Consider the following 23,640-nt stretch of genomic DNA (forward strand, 5'->3'; position numbering starts at 1 on the left):
AAAAAATTGTTATAAATTTTGCAAGTTTGGTTTGCAAATACCACAATAGTCAAAAATGGTCTATAGCCTACACCGAGGCTTTTGAGGCAGAGAAACCATTTAAATGTGATTTTTATGTGTCAATTAGTTGACAATCTACTCCATTCCTTTTATACTCTAATTGAATTGTGGAGAAAAATACGCAATTCATCGGCCGCCGAAAAGCGGCAGGCGGCAGATGCCGCTATGAGAGCCTTGTCATATGAATCCCGCGGGCCCTTTGTTTTTTTGCGTGCCGCCGGCGGCGTTTAAAAAGCGTTTCTACTTCTATATGAGCATCAGGCCAGTCCCGCCATTTCTGCTAAGTGTTTTCTTCGCAGATCTGCCGGAAACCAAAATCCCACAGAAAACGAATCTGACGGAAAAGCACTGCTGATCTGAAAGAAACGGATGGATAGTCCTCTTTTACAAGCGGGCCGTCTGTTTTGCTGCGTTTTGATCAGACCCAAAAGCCTTTCCGAATATTCGGAAGGGCTTTTATTGATTTCAGGAGGAATGCGTTATGAACCGAGTCGCTGTAATCAGCGCCATTTTAGAGCAGCCGAATCTGTGCCAGCAGGAATTTAATCAGGTGATATCTTCCTTTCAGGGCATTGTCAAGGGCCGCATGGGGATCCCCATGCCGGAGGAGAACATGGCCGTGATTTCTCTGGTGGTGATCAGCAGTACCGACGAGATCAACAGCCTCACCGGGCGCCTCGGCAGGCTGGAGCACGTGACCGTTAAAACTTCGATTTCAAAAAAGGAGGTATCCTGAATGGAGCAAAATCAGTCCCCGCGTTCCGTGAGCACGCACATCGCGCTGTTCGGCAGGCGAAACGCCGGAAAATCGAGCCTGATCAACGCGCTGACCGGCCAGAACACCGCCATTGTTTCCGACCAGCGCGGCACGACCACCGACCCGGTGTACAAAAGCATAGAGCTGTTCCCGCTGGGGCCATGTGTGCTGATCGATACCGCCGGACTCGACGACACCGGCGAGCTGGGTGCGCTGCGGCGTGAAAAATCGCTGGAGGTGCTGGGCAGAACCGACATCGCCGTGTATGTGGCGGACGCCCAAACCGGCCTTTCCGCCGAGGAGGAGGATTTTCTGCGGCAGCTTCGGCAGCGCGGCCTGCCGGTGATCCTCGTATGGAACAAAAGCGACCTGGAGTGTCTTCCCGCGCCGGAGGGCGCAATTTCGGTTTCCGCCCAAACCGGGCAGGGAGTGCAGCAGCTGATCGAGGTGTTATCGAACACAAAGCCGCAGCAAAAAGCACCGGGCCTTCTGGACGGCCTTGTTTCACCCGGTGAGCTGGTGCTGCTGGTGACACCCATCGATTCCTCCGCGCCCAAGGGGCGGCTGATTTTGCCTCAGCAGCAGGTTCTGCGCGCCCTTTTGGAGCTGCCCGCCCCCGCTCTGGTGGTGCAGCCGGAGGAAATCCCCGCGGCGCTAGCCGCGCTCGCGGCCCCGCCCGCACTGGTGATCACCGATTCGCAGGCCTTTGCCCGGGTTGCGGAGCTTTTGCCTCCGGACATGCCGCTGACCTCGTTCTCCATCCTGTTCGCCCGCGCCAAGGGCGACCTTTCGGAGCTGGCGGCGGGCGCCCGGGCAATCGCCGCGCTGAAAGACGGCGACCGGGTTCTGATTGCCGAAGCCTGCACGCACCACCGGCAGGAGGACGACATCGGCAAGGTGAAAATTCCGCGCTGGCTGCGGCAGAAAACCGGAAAAGAGCTGCACTTTGATTTCTCCTCCGGGCTCGGCTATACCAAGCAGCTGCCGGAATACGCGCTTGTCGTTCACTGCGGCGCGTGCATGATCAACCGCGCCGAAATGCTCAGCCGCATCCGACAGGCGCGGGAGGCCGAGGTGCCGATCGTCAACTACGGCGTTTTGATCGCCTATGTGACCGGTATTCTCGACCGCGTGCTCCAGCCGATTCCCGAAACACACAAAAAGGAGGGAAGCTATGCGTGATCTTGCCCGTATGACCCGTGCGGAGCTTGCGGAATTCATCCGCGACGGCGGAGGGGCGGACTATGCGGAGCTGATGCGGGAGGCCGACCGGATTCGCCGCCTTTCTTACGATAACGAGGTCTACACCCGCGGCCTGATCGAATTCACCAACTACTGCAAAAATGACTGCCTGTACTGCGGCATTCGCCACAGCAACCCGCACGCGGAGCGCTACCGCCTGACCCAGCGCCAGATACTGGAGTGCTGCTCGTTGGGCTGGGAGCTTGGCTACCGCACCTTTGTGCTGCAGGGCGGCGAAGATCCATACTTTACCGACAAGCGGATCGAACGCATTGTGTATTCCATTCGCAATGCCCACCCGGACTGCGCCGTGACTCTTTCGATCGGCGAGCGCAGCCGCGAATCGTACCAGCGTTTCTACAATGCGGGCGCACAGCGCTACCTGCTGCGCCACGAAACCGCAAACGACGAGCATTACCGCAAGCTGCACCCCGCCGCCATGTCCCCCGAAAACCGCAAGCGGTGCCTTTGGGATCTGCGCGACATCGGTTACCAGGTAGGGGCGGGCTTCATGGTGGGCTCCCCGTTCCAAACGCCGGAATACCTTGCGGACGACCTGCTGTTTTTGCAAGAGCTGCAGCCGCACATGGTGGGGATCGGGCCGTTTATTCCGCAGAAAGACACGCCGTTCGGCGCCTTCCCCTCCGGCACGGTGGAGCAGACACTTTTGCTACTCGCGATGCTGCGGGTGCTGCTGCCCACGGCGCTGCTGCCCGCCACCACGGCGGTGGGCACGCTTGACCCGCTCGGGCGGGAAAAGGCGCTGAAGGCCGGCGCAAACGTGGTGATGCCGAACCTTTCCCCCACCGACGTTAGAAAAAAATACTTGTTGTACGACAATAAAATCTGTACCGGCGACGAAGCGGCGGAGTGCCGCTTCTGCATTCAGGGCCGCGTGGAGCGGGCTGGATTCCGCCTGACGGTAAGCCGGGGCGACCACAAAGAATGGAGAATGCAGCATGATGCAGTTGGATCATGACCGAATCTATCAATTACTCGAGCAGGCAAAAAACAGCACTCAAAAGCAGCGCGAAGCCACCGTTTGCCGCGCGGAAAACGGCGAAGCGCTGGATTACTTGGATATCGCGCTGCTGCTTGAAATCACCGAGCCGGAGCTTTTGGCGCGCATTTACCGGGTTGCCGGGAACATCAAGAAGAAAATCTACGGCAACCGCGTGGTGCTGTTCGCGCCGCTGTACGTTTCAAACCACTGCGTGAACAACTGCGTTTACTGCGGCTTTCAGCACTGCAACGAGATGCCGCGCCGCCGCCTGACCCGCGAGGAAATTCAGCAGGAGGTTCGCGCGCTGGAACGCATGGGCCACAAGCGTCTTGCTCTTGAGGCCGGAGAGGATCCCGTCAACTGCGATATTCAGTACATTCTGAACGCGCTCGACGCCATCTACGACACGAAGCTCGACAACGGCAGCATCCGCCGCGTCAACGTCAATATTGCCGCCACCACGGTGGAGGAATACCGCATGCTCCACGAAAAGGGCATCGGCACCTACATTTTGTTCCAGGAGACTTACCACAAACCTACTTATGAAGCTATGCACCCTCACTGTCGCAAGAGCAACTACGACTACCACCTGACCGCGTTTGACCGCGCGATGGAGGCCGGGATTGAGGATGTGGGCGCAGGCGTGCTGTTCGGCCTGTACGACCCGAAGTTCGAGGTGCTCGGCCTGATGATGCACAACGCACACCTGGAGGAACGCTTCGGCGTGGGCTTCCACACGATCTCCATGCCGCGTCTCAAGCAGGCCGAGGGTATGAGCCTGAAGGATTTTCCGCATCTGGTGGACGACGAAACCTTTAAGCATCTGGTCGCCATCCTGCGGATCGCCGTGCCCTACACCGGCATTATCATGTCCACGCGCGAATCGGCCCAGATGCGCGACGAGGTGCTGCGTTACGGGGTATCGCAGATCAGCGCGGGCTCCAACACGGAAATCGGAGGATACCATCAGGAGGAGGAGGCCCCGCACGAGGCGATACCCGGGCAATTTCAGCTTTCAGATGAGCGCCGCCCGCTCGAGGTGATCAAGACCCTGATCGAAAACGGATACATTCCCAGCTACTGTACCGCCTGCTACCGGCAGGGCCGCACGGGCGACCGCTTTATGCAGCTGGCGAAAAGCGGAACCATCCAAAACACCTGCACCCCCAACGCGCTGATGACGCTGCTGGAGTACATGCTCGATTACGGCGACCCCGAGCTGAGCGAAATGGGCGGGCATCTGCTGGAGAACGAGCTGAACAAGATCGAAAACCCGAATGTGCAGAGAATTGTCCGCCGGAACATTGAGCGCATGCGCGCCGGGGAACGCGACCTGTTCCTGTAAAATGTTATCGTTCAATCAAACAGAAAAAGGCGGTATCCTGCGAGCATTGCAGATACCGCCTTTTTCTGTGAACCCGAATTGACAGAGGCTTTGTCCGATGATATTGTCTCCCGGCCGCTTTCGGTTGAATTTCCCGTCTGGGTCTGCTACAATGTCAGGAAAAGAAATAGGAATAGAGGCGATCTCATGAACCGAGTCATTCGTAGGAATCAGATCAATCTGCCCTACAGCTTGCACGATGGGAAAGTGATTGGCTTTCAGGTGACAAACGACATCCTTCAAATGCAGCTGCAGAGCGGATTCATAGAAACCATCGAGCCCTTTGAACAGGTAACCGGCTATATTGAGCTTGAGAAAATAGATTGGGATTCCAGCTATGTGTACCTGCTGGAATATCAGGAGGTTCCATGCGGGAACTGCGGCAGCTTTACCGGTGAAAAAATGGGGCTGCACGAATTCATCGATCAGTTTCACAACGCCGGGTTCGACATCATGGAGGAAACCTATGGCTACAATATGTCAAAATTCAGCGGATACCTTTCAGCAAAAGGGTCTGTCAAAGAATGCATTATCGAGATATCCCATTTGGGTGATATGAGCTACATTGTGGAGAAATGATTTTTGATTGCCGCAAGCTTCTCACCAGCGGCAATCGCGGCTCCGCATTTTTCTCCCAAATCTTTCAAAACATCAATACTAATTGTATATTTTAGAATAATATATTCTATAAGTAATTCAAAAACCGGCCAGATTTCAATTTTGCTGTAAAATGGGAAATGAAAAGCCAATATTGTGGCTTATGAAAGCCCCTTTCTCTTTTTCACAGACTCGGTCAGCGCCGGCAGCACCTGAAACAGGTCGCCCACCACGCCGTAATCGGCCACTCCAAAAATGGGGGCGTCAGGGTCTTTATTGACGGCGACCACCACGTCGGAGCTGTTCATACCCACCAGATGCTGAATCGCACCTGAAATACCGGCCGCAATGTAAAGCTTTGGGCCTACGGTCTTCCCGCTTTGCCCTACCTGATGAGAGCGTGAAATCCAGCCGGAATCCACCGCCGCGCGGGATGCGCCGACCGTCGCGCCAAGCGCGTCCGCCAGCTCCCGAATCGTGCGGAATCCCTCGGGACCGCCTACGCCGCGCCCACCGGAAACAATGATCTCTGCTCCCTCCAAATCGACCAGCTCTTTGCTCAGTTCGCTGATCACGTCCAGCACCCTGGTGCGCAGGCGTTCCTCCGGAATGTGAATCTCTTCTCTGATCACCTCCGCGGAGCGGCTGCCGTCAGGCTCCTTCTTCTTAAAAACACCGGGGCGCACCGTGCCGATCTGCGGGCGGTGGTCGGGGCACAAAATGGTGGCCATCAGGTTTCCGCCAAAGGCCGGGCGGGTCCACGCCACATTGCCGCTTTGCTCATCGATATCCAGTCCGGTGCAGTCTGCCGTAAGGCCCGTTTTCAGGCGGCAGGACAAACGGGGGGCCAAGTCGCGCCCGTTGCCGGTCGCTCCGATCAGCAGCGTGGTAGGGCCATATTTTTCCACCAGCGCATACAGCGTGTCGGTATACGCGTCGGTTGTGTACCGGGCAAATTCAGGGCCGTCCACCACAATGATTTGATCTGCCCCGTGCGCCTGTGCGGCCTTAACCGCCTCATCCACCCGGGAGCCGATTACAACGGCCACCAGTTTCCCCTGCTGTCCCTCCGCCAGGCGGCGGCCCGGATTCAGCAGCTCCAGCCCGACATTTTTCGCTCCGCCGTTCTGGTCGGTTTCGACCAATACCCACAAATCCTTTGTCTTTGCTTCCATTGTTTTTCCCTCCCTCTTATATCGCACAGGTTTCGCAGAGCGACTCAAACAGCTTTTTGCCGGCATCTGTCCCGCTTTCTTCCTGAATTCTGACCCCACCGGACTTCTGCGGCGCCGTATAGGTCTTTTTCACTTTTGTCGGCGAACCCTTCAGCCCCACGCGGCTGAGGTCGATCGTCAGATCCGCGGAGGTGAGAGTGGGAATCTCGGCCTTATTCGCGGCCAGTTTGGTTCGGACGGTGGGGTACCGCGGCTCATAGGGCAGCTTTGTCACCGTAATCACACACGGCATTTTAACCCCCAGCAGCTCAAAATCATCTTCCGCCTCGCGCTTGACTTTCGCGGTGTCGCCCTCAACGGAAAGCCCAACCGCACAGGTTACCTGCGGGTAGTCCAGGTGCTCCGCAATCTCGGGGCCCACCTGGGCCGTATCGCCGTCGATCGCCTGCTTGCCGCAGAAAATCAAATCGAATTTGCCCTCCAGCTCCTCCACCCGGACGATGGCGCGCGAGAGAATATAGCTGGTTGCCAGCGTATCGGAGCCGCCGAACGCGCGGTCGCTGATCAGATACGCTTTGTCCGCCCCCACTGCCAGACATTGCTTGAGCGCCGCCTTGGCCTGCTCCGGCCCCATAGACAGCACGACGATTCTGCTGCCCGGCACCGCATCCTTCAGCCGGGCCGCCATTTCCATTGCGTAAGAGTCGAACGGATTGACGATGCTGGGTACGCCCGAGCGGATCAGCGTATTTGTTTTCGGGTCGATGCGAATTTCCGCCGTATCGGGCACTTGCTTGACACACACTAACAGATTCATTTTCGCTCTCCTTTTCCCACATAACTCCCCTTTGTGCCGGGGGCCAAGGCTCCGCTGCCGGAGCGCCGTGTTTTTCTGCGGAGCACCGCAAATAAGCGGCCGCAAGATTGCTGACCGTGCATATTGGTGCTACCAATATTTATATTAACTATAATACAAAGATCTGTCAATAATCGTTGTTTTATTGTCAAACTTCTATAAATAAATAACAATATTTCATTTGAGTAATTTTCTTATGGCAATTTAGAAGCACAAACCGCTGATGTAACTGATGCTTTTCACGCACTGGTATAACCAACAGCCGCCCCCGGCCATTGCAGCGCCTGATACGGCCTGATTTTTCAAGAGAATTCCATTTGCTTTATAGGCTGTTTGATTTTATCTTTCCTTCTGTTTTCGCCGGTTCTGCTTTTCAATACAGATTACAACACACGTTGAACAGGGTATTAAAAAGCTTTTGTGAGCGTTTTTTTCAGATTTCTACCAACCAGACACTTTTCCGATTCGCCGGCACAGCCGGTGGTTGTTCTACAGAAAAAGGGAAAGGAACTGTATCCAACAGTTCCTTTCCCTTTTCTATATGGCAGCGCCGGTAAAACGAAGCCATAATCATTTTATTTTTCCCGTCTGTCTCAGGGCAATTGCTTATCCACTCCGGGGCAGCCCTCCGCTTCCCCTTTCTCTTGTTCCTTCACGGAACGGCAGACCGCTCCGCACGGCTCCACCTGAGAAAAGGTGTAGGAATCCAGCTGCCTGCGCACCGATTCCGAAATTTCGGCATAGATGCGGTGATACCGGCAAGCCTGATGCGTACAGGCATATTCATCCTGCTGGCACCGGCTGATCATGTACGGGCCTTCCACCGATTCAATCACCTCGCGCAGGGTGATTCGGCTGCCGGGGCGGGCCAATGTATAGCCGCCGTGCGCCCCTTTGTAGGACTGCACAATTCCGTCGGAAACCAGCTTGCGCAGAATCTTGAGCGCAAACCGCGGCGGAACACAGGTTCCCTCAGAAATGCTGCGCGCATCTGCCTTTTGATTGGATGCCGCCAGAAAATCCACAATTCTGACCGCATAGTCCGTTTCTAATGTCATGTGCATGACGAGGCTCCTTCCATTAATCCAGGAAGTCCTTCAGCTTTTTGCTGCGGCTGGGGTGACGGAGCTTGCGCAGCGCCTTTGCCTCAATCTGGCGAATGCGTTCGCGGGTAACGTTGAACTCCTTGCCCACTTCCTCCAGTGTGCGGGAACGGCCATCCTCCAGGCCAAAACGCAGGCGAAGCACCTTTTCTTCCCTGGGGGTGAGGGTGTCGAGCACCTCGCCAAGCTGCTCGCGCAGCAGCGTGTGGGAGGCGGCATCCGCCGGGGCGGGCGCTTCGTCGTCGGGGATAAAGTCGCCGAGGTGGCTGTCCTCCTCCTCGCCGATCGGGGTTTCGAGCGAAACCGGCTCCTGCGCAACCCGCATGATCTCGCGAACCTTATCGACCGGCATATCCAGCTCCAGAGACACCTCGTCCGCCGTCGGCTCGTGGCCGTTCGTGTGCAGAAGCTGGCTCGATACCTTCTTTACTTTATTGATCGTTTCCACCATGTGCACGGGGATGCGGATGGTTCTTGCCTGGTCGGCGATTGCCCGGGTAATGGCCTGGCGAATCCACCACGTGGCATAGGTAGAAAATTTAAAGCCCTTGGTGTAGTCGAACTTTTCCACCGCCTTAATCAGGCCGAGGTTCCCCTCCTGAATCAGGTCGAGAAACTGCATTCCGCGGCCAAGGTAGCGCTTGGCTATGCTGACGACCAGACGGAGGTTCGCCTCGGAAAGGCGCTTCTTTGCGGCTTCGTCTCCGTTTGAAATGCGGATGGCCAGATCGATCTCCTCTTCGGGGGTAAGCAGCGGAACACGGCCAATCTCTTTGAGGTATACCTTAACGGGGTCGTCAATGGCAATTCCTTCAGTGGTCAGGGCCGCCTCCACATCCTCGCCTTCACCGGCGGGAATGTCGAGCCCCTCGAGCGGGATATTGGCAAAATCCTCTATGATCTCAACGCCCTGGCTCTCGAGTGTATCATAAAACTTTTCAATCTGCTCCGGCTCAAAATCCAGCTCGCCGAGAGCGTCCAGAATTTCTTTCGTCGAAAGCTGTCCTTTGCTTTTCCCCAGTTCGATCAGATCTCTGATGACTGTCTTCTTATCAGGCATTTCCATTGGTAGTTCCCCCTATTTTTTCTGCTCCCTTAGTCTTTGCAGATAGTCCCGAATGTCCTGCGGGGCCGCGGCGGCTGCGTCCTGCGGCTCCAGCTTTGCATTTTCCTGTAAAATCACATTCCGGTACTCCTTTGCGTCCTGAGCAGTCACATTGACCTGATGGTAATCTGCCAGCATTTTCGCAACGGAAGAAATCTCTTCCACAGAGAATTCCCCCGCAAGGTCTGTAAGGCCGCATGCCTTGCCATCCTTAATCTTCCCCAGAATGACCGTATATAATCGACGATTGAATGCAGTGACGAAATTTTCGGGCGGCAGAGCCGCTTCCAGCGCCTTTGCCGCGTCCGGATGCTGCATCAGGTAGACGATGAGCGCTTCCTCCGCATTGGCCGCGCGCAAATGCCGGCTTTTTTCCGGATTCACGGTGTCGCGGATTCCCGCCGTCTGCTGCTGAAACGCCCGGAACTCCCGCCGCTGCTGATCCTTTCGCCGCTTTTTCCTGTTTTTATCCACCTGCATCAAAATCGAGGATCGCTCGATCCCGATCTCTTCCGCCAGGCGGCCCGCGTAAATTTCCTGCTCCATGCGGCTGTCGAGCGTAGCGAGAAGCTCCGCCGCGCCGGTGAGGTACGCAACCTTTCCGTCAGCCGTTTGCAGGTTGTGCCCGGCCCGCAGCTTTTGCAGGCGGTACTCCACGTCGTTTCCGCTGCTTTCCATCAGCTGGCGGAAGCGCGCCGGCCCCTGCTCGCCGTAGGAGCGCATGAATTCGTCCGGGTCTTTCCCCGCGCTCAGGCTGAGCACCCGCACCGTAAGCCCCGCCTCCCGCAGCAGCGGAATCGCGCGGGAGCTGGCCTTCTGCCCGGCTTCGTCCGAATCGTAGCACAGAAAAACCTCGCCCGTGTAGCGCGCCAAAAGCCGCGCCTGCTCCGTTGTGAGCGCCGTGCCGAGCGTGGCGATGGCATTCGTAAACCCCGCCTGATGCAGCGCGATCACATCCATGTAGCCCTCGGCCAGAATCAGGCCGTCCTTCGCGTTGTTCTTCGCGAAGTTCATCGCGAACAGCCCCGTGCTTTTATGGAAAACGAGCGTATCGGACGTGTTGAGGTATTTCGGCTTGTTGTCCCCCAGCGTGCGCCCGCCAAACGCGATCACATTCCCGCGCAGATCGATGATCGGGTACATCACGCGGGCGAAGAAACGATCCATCACCCGACCGGTAGAGGCCCGAACCGCAACATTTGCCTGCAGCAGCTCCTCGGGCGTGTAGCCCTTGCCGCTGAGGAAATTGACCAGCGAAAAGCGCGAATCGGGCGCGTAGCCGAGCCCGAAATGACGGATGGTCTGCGGGGTCAAACCGCGGCCCAGCAGGTACTCCCGCCCCGGCGTGCCCTGCGCGCTCATCAGCTGCGTGTGGTAAAACCGCGCGGTTTCGCGGTTGATTTCGAGAATGCGTCCCCTGACTCTGGCAAGGCCCTGATCCGCATCGCTTTCCGGCACGGAAATTCCGGCCCGCTGCGCCAAATGCCGAACGGCCTCCATATAATCCAGATTTTCAATCCGGCGGATAAACGTGATGACATCGCCGCCCGCGCCGCACCCAAAACAGTAAAACGAACCGTTTTCGGGGTACACATGAAACGACGGCGTCTTTTCGCTGTGAAACGGACAGAGCCCGGAAAGGGTTCTGCCGCTGTGCCGCAGATTCACGTAGGATGAAACCACGTCGGCAATATCACTGCGGCTTTTCAGCTCCTGTAAAAAATCGTCCGGCAGCGCCAACGGATCCCCCTCCTATCTCCGGTGCTCAATGATCCCAGGATTTTGGGATGCTGATGTCCTGAAACAGCACCACGGCATACCGGTCGGTCATACCGGCAATAAAATCCGCGGCGGCCCGTTCGGTTCCCTCCCGCTCCGCTATTTCGCGCAGATCCGGCGGCAGATGCGCGGGATTCTTCGCGTACTCAAACAGCGTTTTGATCAGGAACGGAACCTTTTCCTCCTCCTTTTTGGCATAAGGATTCAAATAGACCTTTTGAAACATAAACTGGCGCAGCTCCAAAAACAGCGGGAAAATGTGCTCCTCCATGCGGATCTCCGCCCCGCCGCTCGCGCGGATCACGGATTTGACGAGCGTATCGATACGCACTGATCTTCGGGTGCCGAGCACACTTGTAATGTGCCCGGGGATATCCCGCTCGGACAAAACGCCCGCGCGCACTGCGTCGTCAATATCGTGATTGATGTAAGCGATCTTGTCCGCCAGGCGGACAATGCGCCCCTCCGGCGTTTGCGCCTGAGTGCCGCTGGTGTGGCACAGAATCCCGTCGCGCACCTCGTGGGTCAGGTTCAGGCCCCGGCCCTCGTTCTCGAGCTTCTCCACCACGCGCACGCTCTGCTCGTTATGCCGAAAGCCGTGCTCGCACAGCTCATTGAGCACCCGCTCGCCCGCGTGGCCGAACGGGGTATGTCCCAGATCGTGCCCAAGCGAGATCGCCTCGGTCAGATCTTCATTGAGCAGCAGGCCGCGCGCGATGGTCCGCGCAATTTGCGCAACCTCGAGCGTGTGGGTCAGCCGGGTGCGGTAATGGTCGCCTTCGGGCGACAAAAACACCTGCGTTTTGTGCTTTAACCGGCGGAACGCCTTGCAGTGGATAATGCGGTCGCGGTCACGCTGAAACGGTGTGCGCATCTCGCATTCCTCTTCGGGCCGGTCGCGGCCCCGCGTTTTTTTCGACAATGTCGCATAAGGCGACAAAATTTGCTCTTCCAGCAGCTCGGTTCTCTCTCTTACGGTCATAATTATCACCCGCAATCCTCTCATAAGGATATACGCAAAGAGGGCCTAAAACTCCTGCTTCCACTCAAAATATTTTTCTCCCGTCCGCTCCGCCTCCACCGTTCCGCCGGTCGCATCCGCCAACCGTTTGCAAAACAGGGGTACGTCGTCCTGCGCCATGTGAAAGCGCAGCGTGACGATCTCGGTAAAATCCGAAGCATCCACCACACCGCCGCACTCCGGAATCAGCGCCGCCAGGATCCCGTACTGCGAGTAATCGCACGAAAGCCGGAGCAGCAGGCAAAGGCGCATGACGATGGGCCTTGCCGCCTGAATGCCAAGCGAGGCCGCGTGGGAATACGCGCGCACAAGGCCGCCTGCCCCCAGCAGTACGCCGCCAAAATAACGGGTCACCACAATGGCCGCGTCGACAATGCCGGACTTTTGCAGAACCTCCAGCACCGGCATTCCTGCCGTGCCCTGCGGCTCGCCGTCGTCGGAGTACCGGCGCAGCTGGCCGCCGCGCAGCGAATAGGCATACACGTTATGGGCAGCGTCCCAGTGTCTCTGGCGGATTTCGTTCAGGAAAGAAATCGCGTCCTCCTCGGTGGAAACCGGCCTTGCATAGCCGATAAACCGGGAACGACGCTCCGTAAATTCCGCACAGGCATTTTGACTGATGGTTTTGTATTCTGTCATAAGCCCGCCCCGCCCTTTTCACAGTAAGGATAAAAAGACGGGCGGCGCATCGCGCCGCCCCCCATAATTCCAGCTAAAACTTCCGCAGATGCTTCAGGATGATTATTTGCCCTGAAGACCGTAACGCTTTTTAAATGTGTCCACGCGACCGCTAGTATCAATCAGCTTCTGCTTGCCGGTGAAGAACGGATGGCACTTGGAGCATATTTCAACGCGGATGTTATCTTTGGTGGACCGTGTCTCGATCTCATTTCCGCAAGCGCATTTAATGGTCGTCTTCTGGTACTTCGGATGGATTGCTTCCTTCATTCCTGTCACCTCTTTCAACGAAAGTACAACTTATTTAATATAAGTATAACAAAGGAATTTTAACACAATGCAATCAAAAAATCAAGTGGTATTTCCAGCAAAATCTTTATTTTTTCGATTGCTTGGAAAGATAAGAGACATATTCCTCCAGACAAAAGCCCATTTGGCGCATCCGCAGGGCGTTTTCCTGCCCCACGTAGCGAAAGTGCCGCGGCTCCGCATTCTTTTGAGTGACGCTCTCTTTGTTCTCCGGATACCGCAGAACAAAGCCGTACTGCGGGCCGTTGACCAAAAGCCATTGCGACTGCTGCCCGCCGGTCAACTCAAAATCCACCGCAAGGCCGGTCTGGTATTCACTGTAGCCGCCGCGCTCCACCAGAGACTGTGCCGCATCCTCGGCGCGCACCTGTGTGTAGCCCGCCGCCACCAGCTCCCGCACCTTCTGCTTGTACAGCTCCTCCTGCTGCTCCGCCGTAACATAGCCCCGCGTGATCTTCAGCGCAACGCCGTCATCCGCTGCGGCTTTCTCCATCTCTTCGTACGCCGCGGCCAGGCGCTTGTCCACCTGAACTCCGTCCAACTCCGTCAAATCCGGCACAACGCCCTCCATCAGTCCCCGGCCGCTGCCAACCAGCACCAGAAGATCCGGCGCACTGCCGGCCGACGACTGCACCGGCTCGGAATATTCCGGCGCCGAGGACGTGAACAGTTCCTTCTCCAAAGACGGGTGCAGCTGGAACCAAACCAGCAGCAGACCCGCCGTTACCGAAATCAGAATGATCACCGCAATCACCGTCATCAGAATCCGCAGCCGCCTTACCTGATTTACCCCGCGCCAGCCGGGCTGGCTTTTCAGCACTCTTTCCCCGCGGCGGCCGAGCCGGTCGTCCCTTTTCCACAGCCTCACGCTGCGCACTCCTCTCCTTACGGCACCGCGTCCCTGCGGCCGATTGCCGTTTCATTTTCTCATTTCTTTCTTCTTTACTTATTGTATATGTTATCGTAAAATTTTTCAATATCTGTTTGTAATCCGGAAAAGGTACCTATTTTCTTTTCCCCCATTAATATTTGTTTGATTTTTCACGAAATATGATGTAGTATTAGCGTGAAGAAAATCAGGATTTGCGCCGTGCGCCCAACCATAAAATCCGCCCGTTCGAATGGAGGAATTACTTGTGAGAAAAACGAAAATCATCTGTACGCTTGGCCCTTCAACCGATAAAGAAGCTGTGCTTCGTCAGTTGATGCTGTCCGGCATGGATGTGGCCCGTCTGAACTTTTCCCACCAATCCCACGCAGAGCAGAAGGTTCGCTCCGATATGGTGAAAAAGCTGCGTGAGGAGCTGGATCTTCCCATCGCGCTGCTGCTCGATACAAAAGGCCCCGAAGTGCGCATCAGAGCCTTTTCAACCCCGCAGGTCACGCTGAAGCAGGGCCAGAAATTTACTTTGACCACAAGAGAGGTTGACGGAACAGAGGAAATCGTCAGCGTCACCTTTGCCAATCTGCCGAAGGACGTAGACCATGGTTCTCACATTCTGATCGACGACGGACTGATTGAGCTGAGAGTGGAAGCCTGTACCGATACCGATGTTCTCTGCACCGTATTAAACGGCGGCACCCTTTCCGCGAACAAGGGTGTGAACGTGCCCGGCGTACAGCTTTCCCTGCCGTTCATCAGCGAGCGGGATCAAAGCGACATCGCCTTTGCCGTGCAGGAGGATTTCGATTTTATTGCCTCCTCTTTCACGCGCAGCGCCCGCGACATCCTTGAGCTGCGCAGCGAGCTGGAAAAGCTGAACTGTCACAGCATGCGCATCATCGCCAAAATTGAAAACCGCGAGGGCGTGGACAATATCGACGAGATCATCCGCGTGGCCGACGGCATTATGATCGCCCGCGGCGATCTGGGCGTCGAGATCCCGCTTGAGGAGATCCCCGTGGTGCAGAAGCGCCTGATCAAGAAGGGCTACAACGGCGGCATGCAGGTCATCACCGCCACCCAAATGCTGGATTCGATGATGAAGAACCCCCGCCCCACCCGCGCGGAGGCCACCGACGTGGCAAACGCCATTTACGACGGCACCAGCGCGATTATGCTTTCGGGCGAAACGGCTGCCGGCAAGTACCCCATTGAGTCTCTGAAAACGATGTCCACCATCGCCGAGCGCACGGAGCGCGATATCAACTACAAATCCCGCTTTTCCCAGCTGGTCGGCAGGGAATCGCCGAACGTTACCTCCGCGATTTCTCACGCCACCTGTACCACGGCGCACGATCTGGGCGCTGTGGCGATCATCACGGTATCGAAATCCGGCAGAACCGCCCGGATGGTTTCAAAATACCGCCCGGCCTGCCCGATTATTTCGGGCACCACCAGCGAAACGGTGCGCCGCCAGATGAACCTTTCCTGGGGTGTGATCCCGATTATGGTGGAGGAGCAGGTGAACACCGACAAGCTGTTCGACCACGTGGTAAAGGTTTCGAGAGACCGCGGTCTGGTGAAGGACGGCGACGTGGTCGTCATCACGGCCGGCGTGCCCGTGGGCTTTTCCGGTACCACCAACCTGCTGAAGGTGCAGATGGTGGGAGACATTCTCGTTTCGGGGCGCGGGGTCAACCAAAGCTATGCCTGCGGCAACCTGTGCGTCTGCCAGACGGAGGAAGAAGCCTGGCAGCGCTTTAAGCCCGGCGATGTTCTGGTGCTGCCACACACGACAAACAAGCTGATGGAGCTGATCCGCCTGAGCGCCGCGATCGTCACCGAGCAGGATGGGCTCAACTCCCACGCGGCGATCGCCGGGATGGCCCTGAATAAGCCGGTGATCGTCAATGCGGAAAACGCCACGCAGCTGCTGAAAAGCGGAACCACCGTAACGGTGGACGCCATGCGCGGAATTGTGTACAGCGGCATTCACAAGCAGGAAAAGTAAAAATCGATACCGGTTTTTTCAGTGAGGGGCCGCCGTTCCAAAAGAACGGCGGCCCCTCACAAAACATTTTTTGGACAAGCGCTTGATTTTTCATCCAAAATAGTTTATAATAAGCCACGTTGTTCTTGCCGGTGTGCTGGAATGGCAGACGGGGCGGACTCAAAATCCGTTGGTAGTGATACCGTGTGGGTTCAAGTCCCACCACCGGCACCAAACGCACATAACCCGAACATTCACTTTATCGGTGAAGCGTTCGGGTTTGTGATTTTATTGAACTAAAACGAAATGAGGGATAGCCGTTAGGTTATCCCTCATTTGCTGTTTTGCGGACAATCAACCTTGCTTTTCCGCTGCTTTTTCTTTTTGCTGTTTCTGCCATGCCATAAACTCCGCTTGCCCCTGCTCACTTTAAAAAAATTCCCGAATGGCAGGATAAAGCGTTGCGGCGAGGGCTCCCAGTTCGTGCTCAGGGATGGTTGTTCCCTGCTTCTTGGCCGATCCCCCGACTGTTTACATTTCTTGTTGCAATGGCGGTAATTGATGACGTTACAAGTCTTGCCGCTTGAAGTTGTTGGAACAATGGCAGAAAAAAACGATAACGTGAACAGGAGCGATGAAATCGCTTCTGCATACTGTTAATGTGCGACACATAAGATTCAGATAAATGGGAGATGATAAAAAAGGGGTGAACGCATGAATCGTTTGGCAAGTGCTTATAGTAAAATTAATGAAATTTTGCAAAAACACCAACAACACGGACTGAGCTCTGATGATATTATCGCTCTCAAAGATGCTCAAAAAGCAATATTGTTAATCGAAATGCTAGGTTTGTCACAAAAAAGTGATAACGCAAATCTCACTTAAAAATGTCACTATAAAGAGCTTTCGCTTCCGCAGGAATGTCTGTATTAATTAGATGAGCAATTCTACTCTTTATCGTATCTGGCTTATTCTGAACACCTACATTTGTTCCCTCGATAGATACCGAACCAGGTACCAGTGCGCTTAAAATTTGGACAAAGCTTGTGATTTCTGCGGTAGAAAAAGATTTGTTTAACTGTGAGTTTAATTCATGACGAATAACACTGATATTAGGCGGCTCATTATCTGTTGATTGAAGTTTGTAAATCAGATCGATGATTTCATAATATGGTGGGTTTTCAACAGTTTCGCCCTGAAGATCATCAATCCATTTTTTTACATCCATTGGCGCATAGCAGGTATCAAACAGGTTTCTGAGCTTATTTAATCCAAGCTGCTTTGGAGTCGCAAGGAAAAGAAGCCTAATCAAATCTTTTGCCCGAATAATAGTTACCTTTTGCTGAACGGCCTCTTTTGAGATAGCACTATTAGCATCATCTTCTCCCTGATAACCGATTGCGACTTCTAAAGCATAGTTTGCGTTATAGTCTGCTTGGTGACGTTTTAGACCTGACAAATGGGCTGTTCCTGCTGCAATTTAATCTTTAGCGGTACTTTTTGCGTCGTATGTAAGTGAATAACTTAACAATTGCCCACTTGCATTGTACCCAAGCCTTGCATCTGCTTTGCCATCTGGCTTACCATTTCCTCCAATTTTGATTGTTTCAAAACCAAGCGCCAATAATACGCGGTATACCGCATCTTCTAATGCAGTGGGGTTGGCTATGGCCTCCTTTAAGAAAAGCGCAACAGCGGGAATTCCTTCTCGGTCGGACAGTGCTAATTCACGCAGGGTAGTGTCGCGCTTTCGCATAACTTCATTAATTTGAGTTTCTTCAATACCCAATTCATATAAGTGTGCCTCTGTTAGGACCTCCGTGATAGCAATGCTTTGAAGAGGAAGTGTGTTTTGATAGGCATCTGCGTAGTTTGCGATATAAGGATGCGACGAATTAATTGTTAAAAGTCTCTTCTCAAGATTCAGTTTAGCAATGGGTGCTCCAGTTGAAAGCGAAGCCCACTCGACTGTTTCAATAACTTGACTCCCAGTATCAATATCCTTTTCATATGCATCCAGAATGGTCTGCCTTTTTGAATCACTAGGCCTTTCAATTAAAAAGGGATTGACTATTTCGCCAGCAAAATAACGTTTCGCAAAATTATATATGGGTCTCTTAGAAGTCGTATATGAAGTTTGTGATAGGCGATATGAGATAGTCCTTTTGTCTGCTTCCCGATTTTCTTCATCAAAATAATAGGTGCGGACTTCACTATTAAATTTTCTTTTTATATAATCCTTAAGCTGCTTATATGGTAAAGATTCTTTGACTGCTTCGCGAGTGGATGTCAAATTGTTGTCTAACTCATCAGCATCTATTATGATTCTAGTTCTATTAAACGCACCGTGAGAAAAAGCTTCCATCCCAAGTAATGGATCGTCAAGATTAATTAGCCGTCCTCGGATATTCAGAAATATTCCGTGGCTTCGCCCTAATCCTGATGATTTTCCGCTTACCAGAGAATCCTTATACAAAATGAACTTGCCTGAGACACCCTTTAGATTTTCAAAATCAATGGTATACTCTCCATTGTGTTCACTACAAACGGTACCCTTAAACGTCTCGGCTGTTTTATCATCTTTACCGACAATCCATTCTTTTAAAATTGGGACATCAATTTTTGACGATTCAACCCGTTGTCCATTGTAAAATAGGTTGAATTGGGGATTAAGCGGTAATGCCGTACGAAGTATCCATTTCAATCTGCCTTCTGAGATTTCTTGTACTTTTGGTCTCAAATCAGTTAAAATAGAAAATGTCCATGACGAAACAGCTTTTTCCCCGAACAAATCAAATTCTAGTTTCCCACCATTATAGCTATTAGTGTAGAAGGATAGAAGTTGCGTGGCTGTAGTTTCATCAATCTCTCGTTCATCAAGGTTTAGTTTATTGACGGAACCATGAATTTTATCATAATCCATGGTAGCTAGAATATATCGCCCCGTCTTTTTCGAGATGTATGTAAGTTTCCTAGCAAGAACATATGTGGCCAGCTTTCCTATGCCAAACTGTCCAATTTGCAGGCGCTTTTTGTCTCTATCCGTATTGAGCCGTTTTGATGACTCGCCTATATGCCACAAATCTTTCAGCTCATTGGTGTCAAGACCTTCGCCGTTGTCACACACCCAGATGAAAGTACCCTCTGCGGATAAGTCATTTGGTAAGTATACGCATACTTTGTCAGCAAAAGCATCATAAGAGTTGCAGACGAGTTCCTCAAATGCTTTGTTTGGGCTAGAATACAAACCGGCAGAAAAGAGCTGGATAATTTTATAGCTTATTTCAACCGGGATATCATCTATTTTTGTCCCAACTGTACTAATATCCACTCTTTTTACCTCCCAATAACAATAAATTCTTCGCTGTAAACCTTTCTTTTGTCTGAGCTAGCAGAAAAACGACCACTCTCGTCTCTATACGGTGTCAATATTTTTCCAGATATTTTTCGTTTTGTAACGGATACTTTCGCAAATCCGCTATTGAGCATTGACTCGCATAAATGTCTTACATTATCAATGTGAACGCCTTTATACTCTGTGTTACCAATTACCATAAGCATCATCCCGCCAGGAATCAGTACGTCCTTGCATACGCCGGTAATCTTTTGCATGTCCAAGTAGTATTTTGCTACGCTACGAGCTTTTGATTTGTCTACACCAGATAGCTTATCGAATATTACTTTTCCTGACCGATTAAGTGATTCAACACTTTTTTCATCGTAGTTGTTATGTGATGAGCCAATGGAGTTTTTACGCAAATCCCGGTAATCATTGGCATAATCGAGCCAAAGGCTTGATAATTGGTGCAAATCAGCGTATTCGTAGGAAGTAACATACGGAGGACTCGATATAATTAGATTTGCAAAGCCTTGCTTCTGAATATTTAATGCATTCCTACACTCTATTACAGTTTTTGAGGTCTTAACAACATCGTTTTCCGTGATAAGAGCGGCTTTCATTGATATACACTGATTAACAAAGGCATCCCGCACATGCATCGGCTTTTTATTTGGGTCAATTTGGGGTTTTATGGATTTTGTAAGCCACTTTGATGTTGATTTAAGTATATTTGAAAATGCGCATAGGAAGTAATAGCGATACTTACTGTTGTAAGGAATGCATTTCATAATGCATTCCTTAAGCAAACTCAATTCACGAATTTCATTTGGAAAAAACCAATATGATATACGTTGATTGATATTTTCAGGAGGCTGATAAAATGGGAGCTGTTCATCAAATCGAACTAATATGGATTGGTAATATATATCGATTGCCGACTCTATGTAATTGCCGCTTTTAGCTTTTGCAATTAAAACCGCGACTGGATTTAGATCGCAGCCCCAAAAGTCGATACCAGAGCGCTTTGCCTCATAAGCCACAGTTCCGCATCCACAAAAAACATCAGCAATACAATCAATTTTGATGCCTAATACCTGAGCATATTGTATGGCCTTTTGAGTAATAAATGCCGGGAACTTGGCAGGATATGCGTGTATTCTATGGCTCCGATGCTCGCGTTCACTACCGACATTCCAAAATGGATCAATATCAATATTTTCAAAATCAACTGATAAAGCATCAATGACATCAATCATATGCAAATATCCTTCTTCCTGTGGGCTTATTTGTACCTGAGAGCCAAATTAACCCCAGAATACATACATATATTTATTTTACCACAAGTCTTGCGGCTTCTCAATGAATTTTCGCTAATAATAGTAGTTAAGAAAAACAGCGTCCATAGTCTTTTACGCTTATCCCTCATTTGCTATTCTGCAAACATATTATTTTTGTTCTTTCGCTGCTTTTTCTTTTTGCTGCACCTGCCACGCCTTAAACTCCGCTTGCCCCTGTTCACTTTCAAAAAACTCACGAATGGCGGGATAGAACGTTTCGGCAAGGGCTTCAAGTTCATGCTTAGGGATGGTTGTTCCCTGATTTTTGGATTTTGACATTGGGAACACCCCCTATTGATTTGGATTTTTGCATTTATCGGTATCAAAAGGTAAATCGCCAGTATTTTCAATTTCTATCCAGCCATCCAACATCTTTTGGCGCGATGCAAAATATTCCTTTGTGGTTATTTCGTCATACTGATTTTCGCCAGTAAAATGCACCACCTTGTGAATGCGGCGTATAAAGGCGTTCCAGACCGCAGGAGTGTCTAAACGCACATTGGCATATTGGTATTCCAATGGAATGTTGCTGATGATGTACGCCCTTGTATAGCACGCTACACGGTTTGCATATCGGCAGGGTAGCATCAGCGGGTAGCCATCAAGGAAATTGTTCATATCCTGAATTTTCAGACTAGATGAAAATTCGTCAAAAACTATGACATCTTCGCTCTGGTATTTGTCAAAGCATCCATGCTGGTAGCCGGTTATCTGGCATATGTTTTCATATCCGTACCTCTCCATGACAAAGCGTGTCTTGCCAAGTCCTGTTGTGCCATATATATAGGTTGTTTCAAGTATGCGAAAGGTATCGCGGAATTGTTCTGCAATCAGTTCTTGCCTAATTTGCTCCAAAGTGGAGCGGTAACGCATTAAATGGGTTTGTACTCGAATAACATCCATTGCGCTGTGACCGTCCTCAAGCATGGCTAACGCAATATCCCAATCGGTACGCTGACCGGGATTTTCCGTCGGCAGCACTCCCCCTTCCTCAAATGTGCCGGGAATACTGGTATCGGATTTTTCATCCCCTGCCCATTTCCCGGACTTTTGCACATACGCCCGGTTTTCTTCGGAAGTGCCGCAGGCCGGGTCAAGATGGGCGGTGGGAAAATAGCCCTTGACGGTGGAAAAGCGAATGGCACTGTTGGCAACCAAGAACACATGCGTATGCGGGGTCTGTTCCTGCAATCCCTGTTCGTCAGCCATGCACCAATATTTTAGCTGCATTTTGCCAAGAACTGCACAGATTTTTTCATGTGACCATTTAGCGCCGGGATTATTGATTGTAAGTAAGTATTTTCTGTGTCGTGTATCTTTTTTCAAAGGTTTTCACTTCCTTTGTTTGATTTTCGCAGTTGTGGTACAAAGGTGTCTGGGTAATACTAGCCAGACACCCGCGCCGCGCGCCTTACGCTTCGCACGGCGGGCGGCGCGTGCATTTCTAAGACAATGCCTTTATGCATATCTGCCGCATTCGTTCTGAATTTTGTACCGTTCCTACCTTGATAAAATGCAGTTGCGAACCTTGAAGTAACGCAACACCTTCACTCTTTCCAAATATACGGCCTTTGACTTGCTCCATGAAATCAGGTAAGAGCATTTCATAGATACTCTTGATAGCCGCGCCGAGAATGATTACAACGCCGTAGTTAAGGCGCGAACCAGAGGGAAAAGCAACCGCGTCAGGACGCTGCATGGTGGTAATCAAGCGTACAGACAGGGAACGCCCAAGCAGTAATATTTCGCTTACCTTGTTCATCACCACCGCCGCCACTTTTTTATCCTGATTTACAAGCGACAAGACATTTGCCATGTATTCATCCCAAATCAGCGTAATGGGATGCTTGCTTTCGTCCTCTCCCGACTGCCGAGCATTTAAGCGGGCATACACGGCCTCTAACGCTTGCAATGTGCTTTTGTAAGAATAATATCGAGAACAGCTGTGCAGATACGCAAAGTTGTCATCCCCCTTGTAGTCCGCAAAATGGTATTCCCCGCCCGATTCTGCCATAATAAGCTTTGCAAACAGGGCGTTTTCAAAATAAGATTTTCCCGAACCGGACATCCCGCAAATGAGAATATGGCTGTTAGCAGTTGGGGAAACATCAGTGATTATGGGGATTTTAGCCCCATAACCGTTCCATGCGTCCAAATCGTAACCAAGTGTAAGCAGCTTCGGCGCGTCAGATTTCATCACACAGCACATCCTTTCGGCTTGTTTCCGCTCCGGGTGCGGCAGTAATGACAATGATATTGCGATTTCGTCCATTTCTGCCACCATACTTGATAGGCTCCACAAAATGGATGTTAAGCGCATCCTGTATTTCCGCGCGGTGTGTTTCCCATGTTTCTATGCCAACTCCCAGCGAATAGAACATCATCACGCTGACCTGTGTATTTTTGATACGCTTGCATGAAATTAACGCCGGGGCATACCCGTAGCGGTTGGCAAGACCGATTTGCAACAGACTGTTTTCAATTGTGTTTGCCCGGAACGGCGTTCCCAAAAGAAGCAGCAGCCCGACCAAAAACAGCAGGAACAGCAGTGGGATTAAAACCGCGATAATATAGCTCCAGACGGTGGACAGCAGAGGTATATCGCTGTGGAAGAGTACTAACGTATCGCGGACATTCCAAAGAAAGATAAATGCAGCACACAGCGGCAGGATGAAAACGCCTTTCCACGTTGTAGCTGATTCTTTTATCCCCGACCATAGGCGCAGCCGCAGAATGGCACGATTACGCCGCCTTTGAGCCAGAACTTTTGTCTGATGAACGATATTTTTTGATTCCATATTGTTTCCTCCACATCAAGCACCAGTTGCACCGCCGGGAGAAATTCCCCCAAGCGGTACAAGTTGTGCGGTTTAGAATTTACTTGCCAATGACTGTGATGGTCTCCGGCTTGCCCTTGCGGTTAAATGTAATGTCCAGCATATCACCCGGTTTGCAAGTGGGCAGCGTAAAGCCGTCCCGCAGGAAAAGCTTATCCGTCATTTCACCGACAACATTTTCTTC

The 23,640-nt window shown here is 52.1% G+C and carries 24 protein-coding genes and 1 tRNA gene; 8 read left to right on the forward strand and 17 right to left on the reverse strand.

Annotation, left to right across the window (positions count from 1 at the left end; translation table 11 throughout):
- The first annotated feature begins 541 nt into the window (after positions 1-541).
- From G340_RS0103450 to G340_RS0103470, 5 genes are all read left to right on the forward strand, one after another.
- Positions 542-796, forward strand: a complete 255-nt coding sequence (locus G340_RS0103450; RefSeq protein WP_020072265.1) for a TM1266 family iron-only hydrogenase system putative regulator — start codon at positions 542-544, stop codon at positions 794-796.
- On the forward strand, positions 797-1,999 hold the full coding sequence (gene hydF / locus G340_RS0103455; protein ID WP_020072266.1) for a [FeFe] hydrogenase H-cluster maturation GTPase HydF: 1,203 nt from the start codon (positions 797-799) through the stop codon (positions 1,997-1,999).
- On the forward strand, positions 1,992-3,038 hold the full coding sequence (hydE, locus tag G340_RS16310; RefSeq protein ID WP_020072267.1) for a [FeFe] hydrogenase H-cluster radical SAM maturase HydE: 1,047 nt from the start codon (positions 1,992-1,994) through the stop codon (positions 3,036-3,038). Before hydF ends, hydE begins: the two co-directional genes overlap by 8 nt.
- Positions 3,022-4,407, forward strand: a complete 1,386-nt coding sequence (gene hydG, locus G340_RS0103465) for a [FeFe] hydrogenase H-cluster radical SAM maturase HydG (RefSeq protein WP_027103847.1) — start codon at positions 3,022-3,024, stop codon at positions 4,405-4,407. The genes hydE and hydG overlap by 17 nt, the downstream gene beginning before the upstream one ends.
- Positions 4,408-4,593: 186 nt before the next feature.
- Positions 4,594-5,025, forward strand: coding sequence for a hypothetical protein (locus G340_RS0103470; RefSeq protein WP_020072269.1), 432 nt, complete (start codon positions 4,594-4,596; stop codon positions 5,023-5,025).
- Here G340_RS0103470 and G340_RS0103475 read toward each other — a convergent pair.
- The 10 genes from G340_RS0103475 to G340_RS0103520 all read right to left on the reverse strand — a co-directional run bounded on the left by G340_RS0103475 (position 5,007) and on the right by G340_RS0103520 (position 13,937).
- Complete coding sequence (locus G340_RS0103475) at positions 5,007-5,195, reverse strand: hypothetical protein (RefSeq protein ID WP_020072270.1); 189 nt, start codon at positions 5,193-5,195, stop codon at positions 5,007-5,009. The genes G340_RS0103470 and G340_RS0103475 overlap by 19 nt on opposite strands.
- A gap of 9 nt (positions 5,196-5,204) precedes the next feature.
- Positions 5,205-6,218: an electron transfer flavoprotein subunit alpha/FixB family protein gene (locus G340_RS0103480; protein ID WP_020072271.1), complete on the reverse strand. Its 1,014-nt coding sequence runs from the start codon at positions 6,216-6,218 to the stop codon at positions 5,205-5,207.
- 16 nt (positions 6,219-6,234) lie between these two features.
- Positions 6,235-7,035: an electron transfer flavoprotein subunit beta/FixA family protein gene (locus G340_RS0103485; protein WP_020072272.1), complete on the reverse strand. Its 801-nt coding sequence runs from the start codon at positions 7,033-7,035 to the stop codon at positions 6,235-6,237.
- A gap of 632 nt (positions 7,036-7,667) precedes the next feature.
- Positions 7,668-8,138 carry an RrF2 family transcriptional regulator gene (locus G340_RS0103490; RefSeq protein ID WP_020072273.1) on the reverse strand — a complete coding sequence of 157 codons (471 nt, stop codon included), beginning with the start codon at positions 8,136-8,138 and terminating at the stop codon, positions 7,668-7,670.
- A gap of 16 nt (positions 8,139-8,154) precedes the next feature.
- Positions 8,155-9,237: an RNA polymerase sigma factor RpoD gene (rpoD, locus tag G340_RS0103495; protein WP_027103848.1), complete on the reverse strand. Its 1,083-nt coding sequence runs from the start codon at positions 9,235-9,237 to the stop codon at positions 8,155-8,157.
- Between the two features lie 18 nt (positions 9,238-9,255).
- Positions 9,256-11,022 carry a DNA primase gene (dnaG, locus tag G340_RS0103500; RefSeq protein WP_020072275.1) on the reverse strand — a complete coding sequence of 589 codons (1,767 nt, stop codon included), beginning with the start codon at positions 11,020-11,022 and terminating at the stop codon, positions 9,256-9,258.
- Positions 11,023-11,047: 25 nt separating this feature from the next.
- Positions 11,048-12,043 carry a deoxyguanosinetriphosphate triphosphohydrolase gene (locus tag G340_RS0103505; protein WP_020072276.1) on the reverse strand — a complete coding sequence of 332 codons (996 nt, stop codon included), beginning with the start codon at positions 12,041-12,043 and terminating at the stop codon, positions 11,048-11,050.
- Positions 12,044-12,088: 45 nt separating this feature from the next.
- Positions 12,089-12,721: an IMPACT family protein gene (locus G340_RS0103510; protein ID WP_020072277.1), complete on the reverse strand. Its 633-nt coding sequence runs from the start codon at positions 12,719-12,721 to the stop codon at positions 12,089-12,091.
- Positions 12,722-12,823: 102 nt separating this feature from the next.
- Complete coding sequence (rpmE, locus tag G340_RS0103515; RefSeq protein WP_009059810.1) at positions 12,824-13,030, reverse strand: 50S ribosomal protein L31; 207 nt, start codon at positions 13,028-13,030, stop codon at positions 12,824-12,826.
- 106 nt (positions 13,031-13,136) lie between these two features.
- Complete coding sequence (locus G340_RS0103520; protein WP_020072278.1) at positions 13,137-13,937, reverse strand: M15 family metallopeptidase; 801 nt, start codon at positions 13,935-13,937, stop codon at positions 13,137-13,139.
- A 268-nt stretch (positions 13,938-14,205) separates the two neighbouring features.
- On the opposite strand from G340_RS0103520, the gene pyk reads away from it, so the two are divergent.
- The 3 genes from pyk (at position 14,206) to G340_RS17755 (ending at position 16,827) form a co-directional block, all read left to right on the forward strand.
- Positions 14,206-15,963, forward strand: a complete 1,758-nt coding sequence (gene pyk, locus G340_RS0103525) for a pyruvate kinase (protein ID WP_020072279.1) — start codon at positions 14,206-14,208, stop codon at positions 15,961-15,963.
- Between the two features lie 127 nt (positions 15,964-16,090).
- Positions 16,091-16,176, forward strand: a tRNA-Leu gene (locus G340_RS0103530).
- A 480-nt stretch (positions 16,177-16,656) separates the two neighbouring features.
- A complete protein-coding gene (locus G340_RS17755; RefSeq protein WP_020072280.1) occupies positions 16,657-16,827 on the forward strand; it encodes a hypothetical protein in 171 nt (56 codons plus the stop codon).
- Here G340_RS17755 and G340_RS18360 read toward each other — a convergent pair.
- From G340_RS18360 to G340_RS0103565, 7 genes are all read right to left on the reverse strand, one after another.
- Positions 16,820-17,401: a hypothetical protein gene (locus G340_RS18360; RefSeq protein WP_020072281.1), complete on the reverse strand. Its 582-nt coding sequence runs from the start codon at positions 17,399-17,401 to the stop codon at positions 16,820-16,822. The genes G340_RS17755 and G340_RS18360 overlap by 8 nt on opposite strands.
- A 21-nt stretch (positions 17,402-17,422) precedes the next feature.
- Positions 17,423-19,273, reverse strand: coding sequence for an ATP-binding protein (locus tag G340_RS17060; protein ID WP_020072282.1), 1,851 nt, complete (start codon positions 19,271-19,273; stop codon positions 17,423-17,425).
- A gap of 5 nt (positions 19,274-19,278) precedes the next feature.
- Positions 19,279-20,538, reverse strand: coding sequence for a DNA methyltransferase (locus G340_RS0103545; protein ID WP_027103849.1), 1,260 nt, complete (start codon positions 20,536-20,538; stop codon positions 19,279-19,281).
- 189 nt (positions 20,539-20,727) lie between these two features.
- Positions 20,728-20,898 (reverse strand): hypothetical protein, encoded by a 171-nt coding sequence (locus G340_RS17760; RefSeq protein WP_020072284.1) that lies wholly within the window; start codon positions 20,896-20,898, stop codon positions 20,728-20,730.
- Positions 20,899-20,910: 12 nt separating this feature from the next.
- Positions 20,911-21,945 carry a hypothetical protein gene (locus G340_RS16320; RefSeq protein ID WP_020072285.1) on the reverse strand — a complete coding sequence of 345 codons (1,035 nt, stop codon included), beginning with the start codon at positions 21,943-21,945 and terminating at the stop codon, positions 20,911-20,913.
- Between the two features lie 118 nt (positions 21,946-22,063).
- Positions 22,064-22,816, reverse strand: coding sequence for a helicase HerA domain-containing protein (locus tag G340_RS0103560; RefSeq protein ID WP_020072286.1), 753 nt, complete (start codon positions 22,814-22,816; stop codon positions 22,064-22,066).
- The gene (locus tag G340_RS0103565; protein WP_020072287.1) at positions 22,806-23,417 is read right to left on the reverse strand and encodes a hypothetical protein; all 612 of its coding nucleotides are present in this window, start codon (positions 23,415-23,417) and stop codon (positions 22,806-22,808) included. The genes G340_RS0103560 and G340_RS0103565 overlap by 11 nt, the downstream gene beginning before the upstream one ends.
- Between the last annotated feature and the right edge of the window lie 223 nt (positions 23,418-23,640).

Source organism: Faecalispora sporosphaeroides DSM 1294 (assembly GCA_000383295.1).
Lineage (GTDB): Bacteria > Bacillota > Clostridia > Oscillospirales > Acutalibacteraceae > Faecalispora > Faecalispora sporosphaeroides.